Source organism: Providencia sp. PROV182 (assembly GCF_028480325.1).
Classification (GTDB): Bacteria; Pseudomonadota; Gammaproteobacteria; order Enterobacterales; family Enterobacteriaceae; genus Providencia; species Providencia hangzhouensis.
Genome location: NZ_JAMPOL010000011.1, coordinates 50,706 through 72,208 on the forward strand (window position 1 = coordinate 50,706; position 21,503 = coordinate 72,208).

Genomic DNA, 21,503 nt, shown 5'->3' on the forward strand with positions numbered 1-21,503 from the left:
GTGAGCTAAGTTGTAATTAAGATGTAAATACATTGCTAATCCTTTATTAATAGGTATAGATTAAAGCAACAAACAGGTCAGACCTCTTACAAGTGGACAGGAGCTTAACTATGATCCTTCTCAGCATTGTGTTATTTCTCGCCTTAATCGGCGTACTTTGTTACCACAAAACCTCTTTAGTTTTTAGCTCAATATTATTATTGGCCTATACCGCGGTTATGGGGGTCATCAATATTTGGAGCTACTGGATGTTACTGCCAGTTGCCTTGGTTTTATTTCCTTTTGTCTTCACTCCCGTACGTCAATCGCTTTTCTCTATCCGCGCGATGAAAATGTTCCAAAAAGTCATGCCGCCAATGTCAAGTACAGAAAAAGAAGCCATTGACGCTGGAACAACGTGGTGGGAAGGTGACCTTTTCCGTGGTGCTCCAGATTGGAATAAACTGCATAACTACCCAAAACCACAATTAACCGCAGAAGAACAAGCTTTTATGGATGGGCCCGTTGAAACTGTTTGTGGTATGGTCAATGACTTCGAAGTTAGCCATGAACTTGCGGATCTTCCTCCTGAAGTGTGGCAATACCTACGTGATCACCGTTTCTTCGCTATGATCATCAAAAAAGAATATGGTGGCCTTGAGTTTTCTGCTTATGCACAGTCTCAAGTTCTACAAAAACTCGCTGGCGTATCCGGTATTCTTGCTATCACTGTTGGTGTTCCAAATTCATTAGGCCCTGGCGAACTACTACAGCATTATGGGACTGACGAACAAAAACAACGCTATTTACCGGGCTTAGCGACGGGTGAAGAAATTCCATGTTTTGCATTAACGAGCCCTGAAGCAGGCTCAGATGCTGGTGCAATCCCAGATTCAGGTGTCGTTTGTATGGGAGAATGGCAAGGTGAGCAAGTATTAGGAATGCGTTTAACATGGAACAAACGCTATATTACCTTAGCACCAATTGCCACTGTACTAGGTCTCGCATTCAAACTTTCAGACCCTGATAAACTCTTAGGTGGCGAGAAAAACCTTGGTATCACCTGTGCGTTAATTCCAACTAATACCCCAGGTGTTGAAATTGGTCACCGCCACTTCCCACTAAATATTCCATTTATGAATGGTCCTACACGTGGAAAAGATATTTTTGTTCCAATCGATTACATTATTGGTGGGCCAAAAATGGCTGGCCAAGGTTGGAGAATGTTGGTTGAGTGCCTTTCAGTGGGTCGTGGCATTACATTGCCATCGAACTCAACAGGTAGCTTGAAGAGTATCGCTATCGCGACAGGAGCTTACTCTTATATTCGTCGCCAATTCAAATTACCCATTGGTAAAATGGAAGGTATTGAAGAGCCGCTAGCGCGCATCGCGGGTAATACCTATCTAATGGATGCAGCAGCAACTCTCATCACCTCTGGAATTATGTTAGGTGAGAAACCTGCCGTTTTATCCGCTATTGTTAAATACCACTGTACACACCGTGGCCAGCGCGCCATTATTGATGCCATGGATATTACGGGTGGTAAAGGAATCTGTCTTGGGGATTCAAACTTTGTTGCCAGAGCCTATCAAGGCGCACCTATCGCCATTACAGTTGAAGGGGCAAATATCCTAACCCGCAGTATGATCATCTTCGGTCAAGGCGCTATCCGTTGCCATCCTTTTGTATTAGAAGAAATGGCCGCAGCGCAGGACAATAACTTACATAAATTCGATAAAGCCGTATTTGGGCATATTGGACATGTGGTTAGTAACCAATTCCGTAGCTTCTGGCTTGGTTTAACCAATGGCCGTGGAAGTCATGCACCAACCAAAGATGAAACACGTCGTTACTATCAAATGCTAAACCGCCAAAGTGCCAACTTAGCATTGCTATCCGATGTTGCCATGGGTGTGTTAGGCGGTAGCTTGAAACGCCGTGAACGTATCTCTGCTCGTTTAGGGGATATTTTAAGCCACTTGTATCTCGCATCTGCAACCTTAAAACGTTATGAAGATGAAGGTCGCCAGAAAGCAGACTTACCATTAGTGAAATGGGCGGTTGAAGATTGTTTATATCAATCAGAAAAAGCGATGGATGACCTCCTGAAAAACTTCCCTAACAAATTGGTTGCCGGGATCATGCGCATCACACTGTTCCCTACTGGCCGTGCGATGTCGACACCATCAGACCGACTAGACCATAAACTGGCTCAAATTCTGATGGAGCCATCAGAAACACGCGACAGATTGGGCCGTGGGCAGTATTTAACACCTACGGAAAACAACCCTCATGGCTTAGTTAACCAAGCCTTGCTGGATATCATTGCCGCTGAACCTATTTTCGAACGTATTTGCCGCTTAAAAGAGCGTAAGCTCAGCTTTACTCGCTTAGATAAGCTTGCTGACCAACTACTTCCTGAAAACGTAATTACGCAAGAAGAAGCTGATATCTTGCGTAAAGCAGAAGCAAGCCGGTTACGGACGATTAACGTCGATGAGTTTGAGTTTGATGATTTGGGTGTACTTCCGACAAAAAAGTCACCAGATGAACCTTCAAATGAAGAAACTAGTAAGAAAAAGAAAGCGGCTTAATTAATTATTAAGTTTATTAAGTAATAAAAAAACTCAAGGAGTTATTCGCCCCTTGAGTTTTTTATTAGTGCAAATTATACATCAATTTTCTACGTACTCGGGGAGTTTGCTCGTTGTTTAGCCTCTAATATATAAGGTCGTAATTTAATTTTATTATCCCAGTCACCTAGCTTAAATTGACAAATCTCCCCACCTTCATTTGCGCAAATTGTTAGATACTCTTTTGCTTTGTCTATTTTTCCAAATTCGTAAAAATAGATTTCAGAGGCAGCCTCTAACGCTAATAGACGGTAATAACCTTTAGTTTCTATCAACCTCTCCCAATATTTTATTGACTGCTCCAAATCAATCTCCACACCAACTCCGTGATTATTAAAGTAAGCTAATCGGTATAAACCCAGCTGGAAATTAGGATCAATCATTACAGCTTTATTTAAATATTCTAAACCAATTAAACAATTTTCATCTGCAATTCGCTTTAAATTGACTAGACTTTTTTCAGAACAGGTCGAATCATCAAAATATAATAAAAATAAAAGATAATGGGTTTTGGCGTCACCTTCATCTACTTTATTTTTGAGTAGATAAAATTTCTCTGCTGTCTCAATTGGTGTCATGGCCTGAAAAAAATTTTTCTCTTCTTCATGCTTCATATTATTAGTAGAAAAAGCAAGCATCCTATACGACGGAGGTTTCACGTCACTACTTTGTAAAAAATTTTCACTGTATGAATATGAATCATATCCACTGAGAATAAAAACTAGCACAACCAATAACCATTTCATATTAACCTATTAAATACGCGATCGTTATTTGATTTTAAAAATGGTAGTGTATTTTTCATTGTAGTCATTAATACATTATTTAAGCTTATAGATGACTCACTATTAAATAATGAAATCAACTCTGCTAGTTGATTTTCAGGATGAGCTATATCTTTTTGTTTAAACCACACATCAACAATATCTGTTTTTTTTCCATCAATCCAAGTTACCTCTGATATTAATTTATGTTGATTACTATTTTCATCCACATAATCAGAAAATGAATAACTTAAGCTTATTGATGAAATACCGGCCTTACTCAAACCTAATAATTCTTCAGACTGCGTTTTACCATCACTGTTTTTATCTCGCCATAACTTAAGATATTCCCAGTGAAAATCATCATTACTAACAAATCCATCATTATTGCTATCAAAATCCATTAAGCCATCAAAACCATTTAATGCAAAACAACCATTTTCTTTCAGATAATCATCCCCAAATAACTCACTAGAATCATTAATAATTCCATCACTATTTTTATCCATCACCAATAATGCATCACTGGGAGAAACCCATCCGGTTTTTTTTAGCTCTCCATTAAATTTAAATAGCACACCAAAATCATATGGTAAAGTTTCCACTCCATTATTATTTAAGTCAATAATTAAAGGTGTTTTATAGTCCTTTGCTATTTCCTTTATTTTCTTTAAATTTTTCTTTGGTGTTCCTGCTAATTTAATACCATTGACACCAGACTTTTCAAGAAAATCACTCACGAAGTCAATACAATTATTTGATATCAAGTTATAATTCTCATTACCATCCAAATTATTTTTGATTGAATTATATGTCTTAAATAAATTATTTAAATCATTATCAAACACAGGTCCTTGTCCCACAATTGTCAAAGATGATGCTTCTGAATACTTATTATGATCATCGAATGAAATATTATCCGTATTGGTCAAAAAACTATTACCAGCACTAAAACCTATAGATACGCTTTCAAATTGGTTACTTTCCGGATTTGTGCCTTTAAGACCAATAAACACATGACCAAAAGAAGAATCCCCTATATTTGTATTATCACCTACAACATCTATATATTGGCTATCCGGCGGAGAAACAAATATAGTAAAGCTAGGTCCTCCATAGTTAGAGAAACCATTATCATCTAATTCAAACAATCGACTATCACCTTCATTTACGCTTTGTAAATAATGTTCTGGTATATATTCTTTAACATCCATACATCCCCCCCTTTTATCTCTATTAATTTCTCATATAGTTATCTATATCATTGAGATATTTTTTACATTTTTCGCTACCATTTTTAGCACCAATATCTGCATAATATCTAGATTTATCAATATTTTTTATATTTCCATCATCATCAAAAAGAGTAATTTCAACTAAGTAATCACAGACTAATACAGAATCTCTCCCTCCTTTTTTTATTATTTTATCTAGAATTATATTTGCTTTATTTTCATTTTCATTCAATACAACCCCTTTATGATAAAGTTTACTCATTTCAAATAACGCCATATTATTATCAGGATTTATATTAACTGATTCAATTAAGTAATTAACAGCTTTTTTGCAGATGAAATTAGGTATCGACGGTTTAAAATCAAAATACTTGCAATTAGAATCCTTAAGGAATAATTTAAATAATAATAAATTACTATTTGAATCTCCTGATGCAGCCTTTTCAACTAACAAAAAGAAATCTTTTTCATTTCTTGGTGGTGGGTACTCATCACTAATAGATGGTTCATATATTAAATACTTACTATCATAATTAAATGATAACATCCTATATGATGGCATAATGATATCTCTTTTAAAATCATTAGCTTTACACTCTAAAAAGGCTAAGCCAAGTATAAAAATCATCAATTTCATATTATTCTCATTTAAATAAAATCAATCATTAGAAGAAAATAAATTTATTTTTACATATAAAAAAGTATTGTAAATAACCTAAAAGAGTAGTTTTAACCTTAATTAAAAACAAAAAAATCCAGCCATTTATTTAATAGCTGGATCCATTAATTTTTTGAGGAATTATTTAAATTACAACTCCAACGCCAATAATTCCTCTATCGTTTGGCGACGGCGAATCAATTGTGGTTTGCCATTCACAAACATCACTTCGGGTAATAATGGGCGGCTATTGTAGTTTGATGACATGGATGCACCATAAGCGCCAGTGTCATGAAAAACCAGAAAATCGCCAACTTTCACCTCGGGTAAAGCGCGGGTTACCACTAAACCGCCCTCTAACTGGGTAAATACATCTCCTGATTCACACAGAGGGCCAGCGACAATAGTGTCTTTTAGTTGAGCCCCATCAACGTTACGTCCATCCGTGGGTAATACTGAAATATGGTGATAGCTGCCATACATCGCTGGGCGCATTAGGTCATTAAAACCACTGTCTACAAGCACATAGTGGCGGCTACCCATATCTTTAACGGCTCGCACTTCAGCTAACAATACGCCTGATTCCGCAACCAAATATCGGCCAGGTTCTATTTCAAGTTCAATTTTGTGCCCTAAGTGTTGTTCGATACGTTGGCGAGCGTTATCCCATAAGCTGTAATAATGCTGCACATCGATTAATTCATCACCTTCACGATAAGGGGTTGATAACCCACCACCTGCTGAAATGGCATGAAGGTCAACCCCTGCGGTTGTGACTAGCGCCACCATAGAATCACACACATCGGCAAGATGTTGATAGTCAACCCCAGAACCAATATGCATATGAATACCAACCAATGACAAATTATAATGGCGAATTTTTTCTAACGCTAAAGATAAGTCTTCATGCCAAATACCGTGCTTACTATTTTCGCCGCCAGTATTAGTTTTTTGGCTATGACCGTGACCAAAACCAGGGTTGATACGCAGCCAAACAGGATGGCCAGCTTTTTGCTCGCCAATTTGTTCAAGCATATCAATCGAGCCAGCATTCACAGGGATATCTAACTCAGTGACTTTCGCTAATGTCGCTCTATCGAGCACATCCGCTGTAAAGACGATTTCTGAGTTTTCACGCCCAGGCTGGAACCCTGCCACCAGCGCACGTTCAATCTCCCCTAAGGAAACGGAATCGACTTTAACGCCTTGTTGTTTCATTAAGCGCAGGATATGAATATTCGAGCACGCTTTTTGTGCAAAGCGCACGGTATCAAAAACTTGTAATTGCTTGATACGCTCAATGATCACCGCGCTATCATAAACCCAAACAGGGCTACCATACTGCTCAGGTAATGCGCGTAAATACTCAGGGGTTAAATATTGGCTTGTTGTCGTTGCGAATGAAGTCATTGTCTTTCTCGTTTGCAAGTTTTTATTATATTAAAAGCTATTATTCAAAGAATAATACGGGAAAAAAAATATCTATTTTGCTAAAATCTATTCATATTTGATATAGACTTTATTTAAGGACTTTTTATGCAAGCCATTTCATGGCGGCACATCGAAATATTCCGTGCGGTGATGACCACCCCCAACCTGACGGAAGCCGCTGCGCTGCTGAACACTTCACAACCCACTATCAGCCGTGAACTTGCTCGCTTAGAATACCTTTTACAGTTTAAGTTATTCGATAGAGTCAAAGGGCGGTTACAACCTACAGCACAAGGTTTACGGTTTCTTGAAGAGGTTGAACGCTCCTATTATGGTTTAGAGCGCATTAAAAATTCAGCGGAAACCATCCGGCGCTTCGAACATGCACAAATATCGATAACCTGTCTACCGGCTTTCGCCCAATCTTTATTACCTCAGGTTTGCCAATCGTTTATGGAAAATTACCCTGATGTCAGCATCACGGTGATCCCACAAGAGTCCCCTGTATTAGAGGAATGGTTGTCAGCCCAACGTTACGATTTCGGCTTAACAGAGCATCTACAAATGCCACCAGGAACTGAACAACAAACACTAGGAAGTTTAAATGAAGTGTGTGTCTTACCGGCGAGCCACCCTTTAACCCAAAAAGAAGTGTTAACACCCAGCGATTTTCAAGGCCAACGTTTTATTAGCCTGTCATTAACTGACAGCTACCGTCAGTTGATTGACTCAACCTTTGCGGAACACCACGTCGAACGAAAAATGGTCATGGAAACGCATTCGGCATCATCCATTTGCGCTATGGCACTAAAAGGGATTGGAGTTTCTATTGTTAACCCGTTAACTGCATTAGATTTCCATCAACAATCAGCTGGGAAGTTAGCTCTACGCCCACTCAGTTTTTCGATTCCTTTTACTGTTAGTTTAATAAGGCCAATTCACCGCCCTTCATCACAATTGACCAATATTTTTACTCAACATTTAGAGGATAACTTTAATCAAATAAGAACTCAGCTAACTTCCGCGCTGTTGCATCAATAGGTGCCAATGAGGTGAAGTTTCAAACCAATTAGCGAGATAATCAATCACCACCCTCAGGGCGGTTGGCATTTTTTGGCGGCTAGTATACACAGCGTAAATACCTAGTGGCATTGGAGTATATTCAGGTAATAACTGAACTAACTCACCCGAAGCCAAATGATTAGCAACTGAATAATAAGGTTGCATAGAGATACCCGCCCCCTGCAATGTTGCTTCAGCGAGAAATACGGATTCGTTAGCACTTAAGCGCCCATCAACTAACACACTATGCTGCATGCCTGCTTTTTCAAATACCCATAAGCTACGACCAAAAAAATTGTAGGTTAAGCAATCAAGCAAAACTAAATCCTCTGGCTTTTCAGGCTGTTTTTTTCCTTTTAAAAAGTCAGGTGAAGCACAAATGACAGAATGGCAAGTTGACAAGGGTTTTGCGATTAAACTCGGTTCCAATTGATTCGTGATACGGATTGCCAAATCAATTCGTTCTTCTATCAAATTTACCGATTTATTCGATATTTGCATATCAATAGCCATATTCGGGTAGAGCTTCATAAACTCAGAAATAGCCACAGAAAGCGCACTTTGGGCGATTGATTGTGAACAACTAATACGCACTAAACCAGATAATGCTTTTGCATCAAGCTCTTGCTGCACAGGCACCATTTGGGAAATCGCATTAAGTTGCAAAGATTGTTGATATACCCCTTCCCCTGCTGAAGTTAGACTTAATTTCCGAGTGGTGCGATTTAATAAACGTACTCCCGCCCATTGCTCCATTTCTGACAAATAGCGTGTCACCATCGCTCTAGACATATCCAGTTTTTCTGCGGCTCCACTTAGGCTGCCTTGTTCAACGATAGTAATAAATACCTCAGCCGCTTTTAATCTATCCATACCATTCTCATTTGACCGAATTATGCAACAAACAACACCTAATTATGGGGTTTTTCATCTCATCATTGCAATTTAGTATACACGACATGCAAAACAAACTTTTCTGTATAACTTCATTTTAGGATACAACATGAAATTGACCTTATTAGCGGCAACCGCGCTATTTGCCACAACGATAAATCTGGCCCAAGCTGAAACACTCACACTAGATGTTTATAACCCTGGAAATAACAGCGTATTTCCAGTTTCCTCTGAAATAATTAGCGGTTCAAGTGAAGTGGTGTTGATTGATGCACAATTTCAAAAAAATGATGCACAACAATTGGTTGATAAGATTAAAAAACTCAATAAAAAATTAACTACGATTTACATTAGCCATTCTGACCCAGACTACTATTTTGGGCTAGATACCCTAACAAACGCCTTCCCAGAGGCTAAAGTGATCGCAACAGCAAACACAGTTGAAGCCATTAAAGCCACTAAAGATAGCAAACTTGCTTACTGGGGCGGTGTATTAAAAGATGAAGCCCCTGCCCATGTTATCGTCCCTGAAGTGATTAAAGGAGATAGCTTTACGGTTGATGGCGAACGACTTGAAATTAAAGGCCTTGATGGCGCTTCGCCAGATAGAACCTATGTCTGGGTTCCATCATTAAAAGCCGTTGTGGGGGGCGTTATTGTTTCTGACAATATTCATGTTTGGGTAGCAGATACCCAAACAGAAGAGTCACGCAAAAATTGGCTGCAAACATTAAAAGACATCAAAGCTCTGAACCCAGCAACCGTTGTTCCCGGCCACTTTACGGGGGCGTCTAAATTAGATGTAGCGACGGTTTCTTTCACTCAAAAATATTTACAGGACTTTGAAAGTGCATATAAAACAAGTAAAAACTCAGGTGAGCTCATCCAAAAAGTTGCAGCGAAGTATCCACAATTAGATGATAAATCAAGCTTAGAACTTAGTGCAAAAGTCATTAAAGGCGAAATGAAATGGCCTCAGTAATTAAGTAATATTCACTATTTCAGCCAGTTGCGCGGTATGCCCCGTATCTGCACACTGAATGACTTACTAAAAGCAATTTGGCTGATTTAACCGAATGATAGTGGTATTAATTTTTTGATAATGATACAACTTAACTCAAATTATTTAAAAATAGCAAATAAAGAGAACGATTATGAGCAACATCACCCTACACTATATTTATGACCCTTATTGCGGCTGGTGCTATGCCGCTGCGCCTTTAGTCGAAATTGCCAAGCAACACCCAAGTATCAACATTGAAATGCATGGTGGTGGCATGCTAGCAGGTGACGCTCGTCTACATTTAGATGATAATTTTCGCCAATATATTCTGCAATCCGATAAGCGCATTGCATCAATGACAGGGCAAGTGTTTGGCGATGACTATATAAAAATGCTACACGAACCTAATTTGGTTATGGACTCAACACCACCGCAAACCGCTATATTAGCGGCAACCAAGCAAGGCAAAGGCTTTGAAATGCTTAAAGCCATTCAAAAAGCACACTATATTTCAGGACGCCATATTAAAGATACCGCGGTACTTCTTGAGCTCGCCAAAGAAATTGGCCTCGATGTAACCCAGTATGTGTCCGACTACAGTGAGTGTGAGCAACATGAAACTGCGGCCCACATTGGAACAAGTAAGGCTCTGTTAGCGCAGTCAGGTGCATCCGGTTTTCCAACACTGTTAATACAACAACAGGATAGATGGTTGCGTGTTCCATTACAAAATTACCTCGGTGAGCCGAGTAAATGGCAGCAGTTTTTAGACTCTCTAGTAACAACAGCGTCTTAACAACTACAACTCCGATTTTTACTCACCCCTTTCATGCATGCACGTATGGTTGTCTTTTAATTTAATATTCAATTATTGATAAATACAACCATATGCTAGCACTAATAATTAGCGCAGGGCCAAATGGGATCGTCTTCGTTTTTTTAGCTATTTTTGCCCCAGATAGTATCTCAGGGTAGGCCTGATTCGCCTGTTGCTTCTTTTGATATATTTTAGGCAATAACCCATAGATTACCCAATATTGTAATAGCCCTACCCCTGCGGCAGTCCCCAGAAAGTAAGGAAGCTGCCAAACCCCAAGCCAGGCAGAACAAGCGGCAACGAGTTTAAAATCCCCCCTCCCCATTTGTGGCTGAGACGTTTGTTTTTCAACCAATGTCACCACCATAAGCATTACTAAGTAACTGATCAGCACCGCGTAAATAGCTGAAACCACATTCCCATTTGGCAAATGAATTTGATATAACAGCCCCAACCATAATAATGGGTATGTAAGAATATCAGGGAGATAACCTATTTTATTATCAATGATGAATAATGGAATTATCAAATTAATATATAGTGTCAAAAATAAAACCATATATAAACCATCAGACGTCCAATATATTATAAAAATTAATAAGCCATATATTAGAAGTAGAATAGTATTTTTAATAAAAATTTTTGATTTATCAAAAAAAACAACTGGTAAATAAACAAGCAGCTTTTTAGTCGAGAAAAAAGAGATTAATAACATAATCAAAGCAGAAAAAATACAAACAAAATCAAACGGATTTGTAAATTTTCCATTTTGGCATGCTAATATAAACTGCTCAGACGGTGAAATAATAGATATAGCTGATGATATAAAAATACAAATTAGTTCCCTCATATTAACTCCTTATTCCTTTATGGAGATAAAAATAAATATACTGTGAATTTTCGATGCTCCCAACACTTTAATTCCGTTGAGTGGAGTCGGTTTATTCGAATATCATGATCTCCTAGTTTGCTTTCATCACTGTTTAAGATATCGCTTATGGCACAGACATACTATAAAAGGTCAGTATTTCGTTATAAACTAGGTAGTAGCGCTTGAGTTTAACAATTCAACCCCCATATTCATCAAAGTTATATTATTTATTAACCCAGTTTGTACTAAGGAAAAGCTATGCGCATTCCACGCATTTATCACCCAGAGCCTCTTCAAATAAATACAACAATTTCTCTTGGTGATGATGCCGCAAACCATGTCGGCCGGGTGCTACGCATGACTGCTGGCCAAAAACTCGAACTTTTTGATGGCAGCAATCAGACCTTTAGTGCTGAAATTACTGAAGCAACTAAAAAAAACGTATTCGTACACATTGAAAATAGCCAAATTGATGATAGAGAATCCCCGCTCGATTTGCACCTAGGGCAAGTCATGTCTCGTGGGGAAAAAATGGAATTTACCATCCAGAAATCTGTCGAACTCGGAGTTAATACAATAACACCTTTATTATCAGAACGTTGTGGTGTTCGCTTAGATGGCGAACGACTCGAAAAAAAATTACTACAATGGCAAAAAATTGCAATTGCAGCCTGTGAACAATGCGGCCGCAACCGAATTCCAGAAATTCGCCCAGTGCAAACCCTTGAAGCCTGGTGCACCGAGAATGACGGTGCGTTTAAAGTCAATTTACACCCACGGGCGACAGAAAGTATTAATACGCTACCCACTGAACTAAAGAAAGTACGATTGTTGATTGGCCCTGAAGGTGGCTTGTCAGCAGACGAAATTGCCATGACAGCAAACTATCAATTTACCGATATACTGTTAGGGCCTCGAGTATTACGAACAGAAACGACTGCGCTAACCGCTATCACAGCACTGCAAGTGCGCTTAGGTGATCTGGGGTAAGGAGAAAAAATGATCAAGCTCGGTATAGTGATGGATCCTATTTCATCCATCAAAATCAAGAAAGACACCAGTTTTGCAATGATGTTGGAAGCTCAGCGTCGTGGTTATGAAATCCATTATATGGAAATGAATGACCTGTATTTACACCAAGGTGAAGCTCGCGCACAAACAAAAATCGTGACGGTCGAAGAAAACCCTGAAAAATGGTATGAATTTCATGGCGAACAAGATATCGCCCTAAGTTCACTTGATGCCATTTTAATGCGTAAAGACCCGCCTTTTGACACTGAATTTATCTATGCGACTTATATTTTAGAAAGAGCGGAACAAGCCGGCACCCTAATTGTGAATAAGCCGCAAAGCCTACGCGACTGTAATGAGAAATTGTTTACGGCTTGGTTTGCTGAATTAACACCGGACACATTAGTCACTCGCAGCCCACAAAAATTGAGAGAATTTCACCAAAAACATGGCGATGTCATTTTTAAACCACTCGATGGTATGGGCGGCGCTTCGATTTTCCGCCTCAAACAAGATGACCCAAATGTGGGTGTGATTATTGAAACGCTAACAGAACATAGCTCCCGCTACTGCATGGCACAAAACTTCCTGCCAGCAATTAAAGATGGTGATAAACGTGTCTTAGTTGTTGATGGTGAACCCGTTCCGTATTGTTTAGCACGAATTCCAGCTCAAGGCGAAACCCGAGGTAACCTTGCTGCAGGTGGCCATGGGGAAGCGCGTCCATTAAGTGAAAGTGACTGGGCCATTGCGCGTGCTGTCGCGCCAACATTAAAAGAAAAAGGCTTAATTTTTGTTGGTCTTGATATCATCGGTGACCGTTTAACTGAAATTAACGTGACCAGCCCAACGTGTGCACGGGAAATTGAAGCCGCATTTGATATCTCCATTACCGGTATGTTAATGGATGCCATTGAACGCCGTCTCAATAAATAATTTATAGCAGTGGTTTATCTTTACTGATGATTTTTATTTTTTTTACACAATATATTGTTTTAACAAGATATATTGTTTTCAAACGGTAAAAGTCATCAGTTTTATTTACCACCTTATAGTTTTGCCTTTTATTGTGTTCTATCAATTGTTTTTAAATTTGCTGGAGTCTAAGTTTGAATCTGCAAAACCATTTTCTTATCGCCATGCCATCCTTAACAGACCCTTATTTTGAACAGTCGGTCGTTTATGTGTGTGAGCACAATGAAAAAGGGGCGATGGGGATCGTGATTAACAAACCTATTGATGACTTTTCTGTCGATACGATGCTCAAAAAACTCGAAATTACGATTTCAGATAAAATTGATAACCGTAATTTAAAAAAGCCCGTCATTGCGGGAGGCCCTGTTGCAGAAGAACATGGGTTTATCTTACACACACCAATTAAAGGCTTTTTATCTAGCCTGCATTTAAATGATGACGTTATGGTGACGACGTCAAAAGATATCTTAGAGACTTTAGGAAGTGAGCACTCGCCTACCAACTCATTAGTGGCGCTAGGTTATGCAAGCTGGGAGCCAGGCCAACTTGAGCGTGAAATTATGGAAAATAGCTGGCTAACCGTTGAAGCTTCTCCTCAGCTTATTTTTGACACACCCATTCATGAACGCTGGAGTGCCGCGGCTAAATTAATTGGTGTTGATATTCATACAATTTCAATGCAAGCGGGGCATGCTTAATGTCTGGAAGAACTTTGTTAGCCTTTGATTTTGGAACCAAAAGTATCGGTGTTGCAGTTGGACAAGAAATTACAGGTACTGCACGACCATTAACCTCATTGAAAGCCAGTGACGGCCGCCCTGATTGGCAACAAATCGAAAAGTTACTTAAAGAATGGCAACCACAGTTGGTTATTGTCGGGCTTCCCCTTAATATGGATGGTACGGAGCAACTGGTTACAAGCCAAGCCCGTAATTTTGCAAATCGGATTCATGGCCGTTTTGGTGTTAAAGTCGAATTACATGATGAACGTCTTTCCACGGTTGAAGCAAAAGCAGGCCTTTTTGAACAAGGCGGTTATCGAGCACTAAGCAAAGGCAAAGTTGATTCAGCCTCTGCCGTGGTGATCCTTGAAAGCTGGTTTGAACAACAGATGTAATTATTGCGTATTTTGCGTGGTTATTTTTAGCTTAACCTCACGCCATGGTGCCGTTCTGATGTAATTTGCTTTACACTATGGTCAACAGCCGCTATTCATGTATGACATGAATAAAATAGTATTGAATAAACCATATTGAATAAAATAATGACCATTCAAAATAATATCTCTGATGTCACCGCGCGTATTGAGCATGCTGCCGCAGAGTGTCAGCGCTCATCACAAGACATTACGCTACTCGCGGTAAGTAAAACAAAACCTTGTGAAGCTATTTCAGAAGCCATTGAGGCAGGTCAGCGCCAATTTGGTGAGAATTATGTTCAAGAAGGTGTTGAGAAAATTCAATATTTTTCACATAGAAATGACCTTATTTGGCATTTTATTGGCCCATTACAGTCAAATAAAAGCCGCCTTGTCGCTGAACATTTTGACTGGTTTCATACCTTAGACAGAGCGAAAATTGCTCAGCGCTTAAATGACCAACGTCCTAGTGAAAAAGCCCCTCTCAATGTGCTAATCCAAATTAATATCAGCGATGAAAACAGTAAATCGGGTATAACACTAGCAGAAGTCGCAGAACTTGCTGCACAGGTCGCTACTATGCCAAACCTAGTGTTACGCGGCCTGATGACGATCCCTGCACCTGAAACGGATTATGAACGCCAGTGTGCGGTGTTTCATCAAATGAATGAGGCATTTGAGCAATTAAAAACCACTTATCCCACGGTTGACACTCTTTCAATGGGGATGACTGACGATATGCGTGCAGCAATCCATTGCGGTTCAACACTTGTTCGCATAGGAACCGCTATTTTTGGCGCGCGCCAATATCACCAATAACAATATCACCAATAAATAGGAGAACAGAATGCAACATCGTAAAATTGCCTTCATCGGCGCCGGAAATATGGCTCACGCCATCATTGCTGGGCTGGTTAACCATGGTTACCCTGCATCGATGATCACGGTGTGTTCTCCTACACCTGTGCGTCGAGATAAACTGGCTGAACAATATGGCATTATCAGCAGTCATGATAACTTAGCCGCTGTCAAAGCTGCAGATGTGATTGTCCTTGCCGTTAAGCCGCAAATGATGAAAGAAGTCTGTGAACCACTACAAAATGCGGCTGATTTTGAGCAAAAATTAGTCCTAACCATTGCGGCTGGGATCCCAGCAGAACGTTATAACGACTATTTCGCTCATTCGCTGAATTTAGTGCGCATCATGCCAAACACGCCATCATTGGTAGGGAAAGGCGTTAGTGGGCTATTTGCTCAAGGGAAAGTTTCAGAGCAAGACAAACAATTTGCACAAGAACTGATGCAAAGTGTCGGCTCGACGATTTGGTGCCAACAAGAACAAGAAATCAATAACATTATTGCTATTACTGGTAGCTCTCCTGCCTATTTTTTTCTATTTATGGAATCAATGCAGCAAAAAGCAGAGCAACTCGGTTATGATAAACAACAAGCTAGAGAGCTCGTTCTTCATGCGATTGAGGGGGCTGTAGAACTTGCTAAGTCACAAAATGACACGGCTTTTTCAACTCTACGTGAACAAGTCACCTCTAAAGGCGGTACCACCGCGATGGCTTTAGAGCAATTTTATAATGGAAATCTTCCGCAGATTGTTGCCGATGCAATGCAAAGCGCAATAAACAGAGCGGAAGAAATGGAAAAACTTTTTTAAATTAATCGCGGAACTCACCATGCAGACCTTAGTATTCGTCGTTACTACCCTGATTCAACTGTATATTTTTGTATTACTACTGCGCGTATGGATGCAGTGGGTGCGTGCAGATTTTTACAATCCCTTTTCGAAATTTGTTGTCAAAGCAACACAGCCTATCGTCGCACCATTGCGCCGAGTCATTCCTTCTTTTGGCGCAATAGATACCGCTTCAGTGGTTGTGGCATTTATTTTAGCCATTGCAGCTATTATTTTTGGTATGTGGGCGACTAACTTGCTCCCTATTTTAGGCATAAGTATTTTACCTATGGGGCTGATTTTATTATTAACCTATACCGGTAAATTGATTTTTTGGATGATTTTAATCCGTGCAATTTTAAGCTGGGTCAGCCAAGGCCGTAATCCTGTAGACTATTTATTATACCAATTAACAGAACCTTTAATGGCGCCAATTCGTCGTATCATCCCTGCTATGGGCGGGTTAGATTTCTCCGCAATGATTGTAATGTTTATTTTAATCGCGCTGAATTATCTGCGTGTTGATATCTCACTGATGATTGACCCATCATTGACTGCAATGATGTATTCCATTGGTATTATGTAAAAACGAGTTTTAAATAATGCAAAAAGTTGTTTTAGCCACCGGTAACCCCGGGAAAGTGAATGAGTTAGCTGACCTATTACGTGATTTTGGGATGGATATCGTCGCACAAACCTCATTAGGTGTTGAATCTGCAGAAGAAACAGGCTTAACCTTTATTGAAAATGCGATCTTAAAAGCACGCCATGCAGCAGCACAAACCGGGTTACCCGCAATTGCTGATGATTCAGGAATTTCTGTTGATGCACTCGGTGGCGCACCTGGCATTTACTCTGCACGTTATGCAGGGGAAGATGCGACCGATGAGCAAAACCTGATAAAATTACTTGAAGCAATGAAAAATGTGCCTGACGACCAACGTCAGGCTCAATTCAACTGCGTTCTGGTCTATTTACGCCATGCAGAAGACCCAACGCCGTTGGTTTTTCATGGTCGCTGGCACGGTGTCATAACTCATGAACGCAAAGGCCAAGGTGGCTTCGGTTATGACCCTATATTTTATGTTCCTGAATTAGGTTGCACCTCAGCAGAGTTAACAAAAGCAGAAAAACAAGCCGTTTCACATCGTGGAAGAGCCCTCACAATGATGTTGGATGCGCTGAAGAATGCTTAAATTACCCCCGCTGAGCCTGTATATCCATATCCCCTGGTGTGTGCAAAAATGCCCTTATTGTGACTTCAACTCGCACACACTTAAGGGGGAAATTCCTCAGCAAGAATATGTGGCACACTTGTTGGCCGATTTAGACATTGATGCAAAATTAGTTGCAGGGCGTTCGGTAAAAACCATTTTTATTGGGGGTGGAACGCCCAGTTTATTAAGTGCTGAGTCAATGCAAGCATTAATGGATGGCGTACGTCAGAGAGTTGATTTAGACCCTCACGCAGAAGTCACCATGGAAGCAAACCCCGGCACTATTGAGGCTGGCCGTTTTGCAGGTTACCAAGCGGCAGGAATCAACCGTATTTCTATTGGTGTACAAAGTTTCGGTAATGACAAATTAATCACTTTAGGGCGTATTCATGGCGCTGATGAAGCGAAACGCGCCGCTCAGTTGGCCACTAATCTTAATTTAAGAAGCTTTAACCTCGATTTAATGCATGGGTTACCTGCGCAAACTCAAGTTGAAGGTTTATCTGACCTGCGCCAAGCCATTGAACTTGCACCTCCGCACCTGTCTTGGTACCAATTAACCATTGAACCCAACACTCAATTTGGCTCACGTCCTCCGGTATTACCCGATGACGATACTCTGTGGGATATTTACACCGAAGGCCATAAATTATTGAGCGCGGCAGGTTATCAGCAATATGAAACATCCGCCTATGCTAAACCCGGTTACCAATGCCAACACAATCTCAATTACTGGCGCTTTGGTGACTATTTAGGCATCGGTTGTGGTGCTCATGGAAAAATTTCTTTTGAAGATGGTCAAATTTTACGAACCGTAAAAACAAAACACCCTCGAGGTTATATGGAGGGGCGTTATATGCACCAATCCTATGATGTTGATGCCTCCGATAGGCCATTTGAATATTTCATGAACCGCTTTCGCCTGCTTGAAGCTATGCCTCGCGCTGAATTTACCCAATATACAGGGTTACCAGAATCAACAGTTAGAGCGGCTATTGATGAAGCCTTAGCTAAAGGCTATATCACAGAAACCGTGAATGAATGGCAGATCACAGAGCATGGAAAATTGTTTCTCAATTCCCTATTAGAGTTATTTTTAGGTGAAGAGTAGCGGTTATTCGATTTATTTATAATATCATTTCACTTATAAATTAGATGAAAGCCCACTTTATTTGACGTGGGCTTTTGTTTAGAGATAAAAATGAAATAGACAAGAATAACAATTGAGGTAATACATATTGCCACCATCAATAAGACAGTGGCAGATATCTGTTATAGAGCATTCACCACCGCATTAACTTGCTCTGTTAAGCTAACTAAACCGCCACCAGACAAGTACCATAAGTCAGATTGCAGGTAAGTAATTTTGCCATCTTTATAAGCTTTGGTTTCTTGAATATTGCTGTCTTCAAATACCGTTTTATCCAGTTTACCTGCACCAATCGCTTCGCTACGGTCAACAATCAGGATCACGTCTGGATTCGCTTGAGCAATAGTTTTGGTATCCACTACACGACGTTTTGCTTTATCTGCACTTTCATCAACAGGTAGGTCAGCGCGTTGCGCTTTCACAACGTTGTAAACAACAGCTTGGCTGTTTGGAATTAATTTGCCGTCATTATGCATCAGCACTAACACTTTTTTATTAGAATCAGCCGCTTTCTTCTGGGCGTCTGCGATGACTTTATCTAATTGAACCAACTGCTCATCAACCGCTTTTTGGTTACCATAGAGCTCACCAATCACACCAATGTTGGCTTTTACAGAATCAATATAGTGCTTGCTATCAGAGCCTAAATTGATGGTGGGTGCAATTTTTGATAACTCATCATAAGACTTACCTTGACGGCCCGTGATCACAATCAGGTCAGGTTTTAATTGCGCGATTTTGGCTAAATCAGGTTGTTTCATTCCACCTGCATTTTCCATTGATGCAGGGATGCTGCCTTTTATATAAGCGGGAGCATTGCCAGTTGGTAGTGCAACAACCTTGTCACCTAAGCCGAGTTTTTGCATTGAGTCATAAACACCGAAATCAAACAGAACCACTTTTTGTGGTTTTTTCACGACTTCAGTTTCACCTGATAGGTGTTTGATCGTCACTTTTTCAACACCTTGTGCTGTAACCGCATTTGGCGTGAAAGTGGTAGATTCAGCGCTGAGAGCGAAAGGCGCAGAGAATGACAACACAGAAACAAGCAGAGCAGGAATGAACTTTTTCATTTAAATGATCCCAATTTAGTCATTAAGCCAAACCCGCATTGTAAAGTGAGCAGCTTAGATGTCAATCAAATAAGAATCAATTTCATTTTCATTCCCATTAATGGAATTAATGTCACACAAATTGATGATAGAGATAATACAGATAAAATAAAAAAACAGTAATGTACAAAAAATACATTACTGCTCATAAGGTTATTGTGATTTTAGTGCTATCAGCTACTTTTGATTGAATTAAGTAATGAGACGCGTTGTTGCTCTATTGAGGTTACTTTAGAACAAACTTGTTGGCCAAATTGCTGGAAGCTTTTCTCTTGTTTTTTCCATTCAGATTCGAGCTCTTGTTGTAACCCGCCTAAGTTCCCTAACATACCTTGTAGCGCTTTATTAGCATCACCACCCGATAATAATTGCTTGCGCCCCATTTCGTTGATGCTGTCTTGTAAAATGCCACCCAAGCTTTCATTAACTAACTCGCGTCCTTTCGCTTCAACGGTTTTCATGGCTTCATGGTGAAATACATAACCATTAGGGCGAGTCTCAATAATTTGATTGATTTGCCCATTAAGCTCTTTTTCTAGTTTTGTTAACCGGTTACGGATATTGCTATCGCTACCAACCACTTTAACAACAACTTTGTCTATCGTTTCCCTTGAAGTTGATAATTTTTTTTCTGATTCTTGTTTTATCCAAGGTAAATCCTGACGGATAGAGGCTTGGTAACGAATAGCTTGCTGCTTTTGGGCCACTGTTGCAGCAACATTTTTACCGTTAAGCGTGATATCACCATTTGGCGTAATTTTTAAATCGCCACTTGCACCAATAACTTGCACACTTTCAGGTGTCATAACGATGTCATCCTTTGGTGTTACAGAACAGTTATAATCTGCAGCTTGGCTCGTCGCACAAGCAAGGAGTGAAAATGCAATTAATGTACGGCGTAACATAAAATCTCCTAGTAGAGCATTAATTAAAAAACAGAACGCCCAATTCGTTTCGATAATAACTCTAAAGCCGCACAGCCGACTAAAGAGTTCCCCGCCGAGTCTAGCTCAGGTGACCAAACCGCTACGGTAAATTGGTTTGGAACCACACAAACAATACCGCCACCAACACCAGACTTGCCGGGCATTCCTATCCGAAATGCAAACTCACCAGAACCGTCATACATACCACAAGTCATCATTAATGCATTGATTTGCCTTGATTGTAGTGGCGTGATGATGGGGTCAATAGAGCAAGATGACATCCCTTGCGATGTTAAATAGGAAAAACACCTCGCTAATTCAACACAGTTCATACTTAGAGAGCAATAATGAAAATAAGTTTCGAGAACCGTTAAAACATCATTTTCAAAATTCCCAAAAGATTTCATAAGATAAGCAATAGCTGCATTACGACTGGCGTGTTCCAATTCTGAGCGAGCGACAACCGTGTCATAACTGATATCCGGTTCGCAGGACAACTTTCGGACAAACTCTAGCATGCGCTGTTTAGGTGCGCTTAGACGTGATTGCAACATATCAGCAATAACAATAGCTCCCGCATTGATAAACGGGTTTCGAGGTATCCCCTTTTCCATTTCAATTTGAATTAACGAATTAAAGGGTAGCCCTGAGGGTTCTTTACCTACACGGCTCCAAATTTCCTCTTCCTCATAACGTGTCATTGCAAGCGTGAGGCTTAATACTTTTGAAATAGATTGAATTGAAAAACGTTGATATGCGTCCCCTGCGGTGAAAATATCACCGTCAATCGTGGATACCGCAATGCCTAAATGGTGGGAAGGTACGCAACCTAAAGCAGGAATATAATTTGCAACACAACCTTGCCCAATCAGTGGGCGAACTTGGTCTAGGATATCGTTGAGTAGCTGGTTAGAAAACATGGCGCTCAAAACGTTGA

The 21,503-nt window shown here is 40.0% G+C and carries 22 protein-coding genes; 13 read left to right on the forward strand and 9 right to left on the reverse strand.

Annotated elements, in window-relative coordinates:
- The first annotated feature begins 110 nt into the window (after positions 1-110).
- The gene (fadE, locus tag PR834_RS09550) at positions 111-2,576 is read left to right on the forward strand and encodes an acyl-CoA dehydrogenase FadE (protein ID WP_110592317.1); all 2,466 of its coding nucleotides are present in this window, start codon (positions 111-113) and stop codon (positions 2,574-2,576) included.
- An 89-nt stretch (positions 2,577-2,665) separates the two neighbouring features.
- Here fadE and PR834_RS09555 read toward each other — a convergent pair whose 3' ends face one another.
- The 4 genes from PR834_RS09555 to lysA all read right to left on the reverse strand — a co-directional run bounded on the left by PR834_RS09555 (position 2,666) and on the right by lysA (position 6,682).
- Positions 2,666-3,361 carry a hypothetical protein gene (locus PR834_RS09555; RefSeq protein ID WP_004264740.1) on the reverse strand — a complete coding sequence of 232 codons (696 nt, stop codon included), beginning with the start codon at positions 3,359-3,361 and terminating at the stop codon, positions 2,666-2,668.
- Complete coding sequence (locus PR834_RS09560) at positions 3,358-4,593, reverse strand: hypothetical protein (protein WP_140172725.1); 1,236 nt, start codon at positions 4,591-4,593, stop codon at positions 3,358-3,360. The genes PR834_RS09555 and PR834_RS09560 overlap by 4 nt, the downstream gene beginning before the upstream one ends.
- Positions 4,594-4,615: 22 nt before the next feature.
- On the reverse strand, positions 4,616-5,251 hold the full coding sequence (locus PR834_RS09565) for a sel1 repeat family protein (RefSeq protein ID WP_272525111.1): 636 nt from the start codon (positions 5,249-5,251) through the stop codon (positions 4,616-4,618).
- 171 nt (positions 5,252-5,422) lie between these two features.
- Positions 5,423-6,682, reverse strand: a complete 1,260-nt coding sequence (gene lysA, locus PR834_RS09570) for a diaminopimelate decarboxylase (protein WP_004264731.1) — start codon at positions 6,680-6,682, stop codon at positions 5,423-5,425.
- A 126-nt stretch (positions 6,683-6,808) separates the two neighbouring features.
- Between lysA and PR834_RS09575 the strand changes: the two genes are divergently transcribed.
- Positions 6,809-7,744: a LysR family transcriptional regulator gene (locus PR834_RS09575; RefSeq protein ID WP_004264729.1), complete on the forward strand. Its 936-nt coding sequence runs from the start codon at positions 6,809-6,811 to the stop codon at positions 7,742-7,744.
- Here PR834_RS09575 and PR834_RS09580 read toward each other — a convergent pair.
- Positions 7,718-8,638: a LysR family transcriptional regulator gene (locus PR834_RS09580; protein ID WP_004264725.1), complete on the reverse strand. Its 921-nt coding sequence runs from the start codon at positions 8,636-8,638 to the stop codon at positions 7,718-7,720. The genes PR834_RS09575 and PR834_RS09580 overlap by 27 nt on opposite strands.
- A gap of 130 nt (positions 8,639-8,768) precedes the next feature.
- Between PR834_RS09580 and PR834_RS09585 the strand changes: the two genes are divergently transcribed.
- Positions 8,769-9,641, forward strand: a complete 873-nt coding sequence (locus tag PR834_RS09585) for an MBL fold metallo-hydrolase (protein WP_272525110.1) — start codon at positions 8,769-8,771, stop codon at positions 9,639-9,641.
- 172 nt (positions 9,642-9,813) lie between these two features.
- A complete protein-coding gene (locus PR834_RS09590) occupies positions 9,814-10,458 on the forward strand; it encodes a DsbA family protein (protein WP_181488612.1) in 645 nt (214 codons plus the stop codon).
- A 61-nt stretch (positions 10,459-10,519) separates the two neighbouring features.
- Here the strand turns inward: PR834_RS09590 and PR834_RS09595 are convergent, their stop codons facing one another.
- Positions 10,520-11,329: a prepilin peptidase gene (locus tag PR834_RS09595; RefSeq protein WP_272536615.1), complete on the reverse strand. Its 810-nt coding sequence runs from the start codon at positions 11,327-11,329 to the stop codon at positions 10,520-10,522.
- A 279-nt stretch (positions 11,330-11,608) separates the two neighbouring features.
- Between PR834_RS09595 and rsmE the strand changes: the two genes are divergently transcribed.
- From rsmE to hemW, 9 genes are all read left to right on the forward strand, one after another.
- Positions 11,609-12,340 carry a 16S rRNA (uracil(1498)-N(3))-methyltransferase gene (gene rsmE, locus PR834_RS09600; protein WP_004264709.1) on the forward strand — a complete coding sequence of 244 codons (732 nt, stop codon included), beginning with the start codon at positions 11,609-11,611 and terminating at the stop codon, positions 12,338-12,340.
- A 9-nt stretch (positions 12,341-12,349) separates the two neighbouring features.
- The gene (gene gshB, locus PR834_RS09605) at positions 12,350-13,297 is read left to right on the forward strand and encodes a glutathione synthase (RefSeq protein WP_272536616.1); all 948 of its coding nucleotides are present in this window, start codon (positions 12,350-12,352) and stop codon (positions 13,295-13,297) included.
- A gap of 173 nt (positions 13,298-13,470) precedes the next feature.
- Positions 13,471-14,034, forward strand: a complete 564-nt coding sequence (locus PR834_RS09610) for a YqgE/AlgH family protein (protein WP_094962048.1) — start codon at positions 13,471-13,473, stop codon at positions 14,032-14,034.
- A complete protein-coding gene (gene ruvX / locus PR834_RS09615) occupies positions 14,034-14,453 on the forward strand; it encodes a Holliday junction resolvase RuvX (RefSeq protein WP_004264697.1) in 420 nt (139 codons plus the stop codon). Before PR834_RS09610 ends, ruvX begins: the two co-directional genes overlap by 1 nt.
- 147 nt (positions 14,454-14,600) lie before the next feature.
- Complete coding sequence (locus tag PR834_RS09620; protein WP_110592324.1) at positions 14,601-15,293, forward strand: YggS family pyridoxal phosphate-dependent enzyme; 693 nt, start codon at positions 14,601-14,603, stop codon at positions 15,291-15,293.
- A 28-nt stretch (positions 15,294-15,321) separates the two neighbouring features.
- Positions 15,322-16,143, forward strand: coding sequence for a pyrroline-5-carboxylate reductase (proC, locus tag PR834_RS09625; protein ID WP_004264693.1), 822 nt, complete (start codon positions 15,322-15,324; stop codon positions 16,141-16,143).
- Between the two features lie 19 nt (positions 16,144-16,162).
- Positions 16,163-16,747, forward strand: coding sequence for a YggT family protein (locus tag PR834_RS09630; RefSeq protein WP_094962050.1), 585 nt, complete (start codon positions 16,163-16,165; stop codon positions 16,745-16,747).
- 16 nt (positions 16,748-16,763) lie between these two features.
- Positions 16,764-17,357: an XTP/dITP diphosphatase gene (locus PR834_RS09635; RefSeq protein ID WP_094962051.1), complete on the forward strand. Its 594-nt coding sequence runs from the start codon at positions 16,764-16,766 to the stop codon at positions 17,355-17,357.
- Positions 17,350-18,489 (forward strand): radical SAM family heme chaperone HemW, encoded by a 1,140-nt coding sequence (gene hemW / locus PR834_RS09640; protein WP_180312385.1) that lies wholly within the window; start codon positions 17,350-17,352, stop codon positions 18,487-18,489. The genes PR834_RS09635 and hemW overlap by 8 nt, the downstream gene beginning before the upstream one ends.
- A gap of 161 nt (positions 18,490-18,650) precedes the next feature.
- Here the strand turns inward: hemW and PR834_RS09645 are convergent, their stop codons facing one another.
- The 3 genes from PR834_RS09645 to glsB all read right to left on the reverse strand — a co-directional run bounded on the left by PR834_RS09645 (position 18,651) and on the right by glsB (position 21,495).
- A complete protein-coding gene (locus PR834_RS09645) occupies positions 18,651-19,601 on the reverse strand; it encodes a siderophore ABC transporter substrate-binding protein (RefSeq protein WP_004264683.1) in 951 nt (316 codons plus the stop codon).
- 212 nt (positions 19,602-19,813) lie between these two features.
- Positions 19,814-20,545: a DUF2884 domain-containing protein gene (locus PR834_RS09650; protein ID WP_004264680.1), complete on the reverse strand. Its 732-nt coding sequence runs from the start codon at positions 20,543-20,545 to the stop codon at positions 19,814-19,816.
- A gap of 23 nt (positions 20,546-20,568) precedes the next feature.
- Positions 20,569-21,495, reverse strand: a complete 927-nt coding sequence (gene glsB / locus PR834_RS09655; protein WP_094962054.1) for a glutaminase B — start codon at positions 21,493-21,495, stop codon at positions 20,569-20,571.
- Positions 21,496-21,503: the final 8 nt, after the last annotated feature.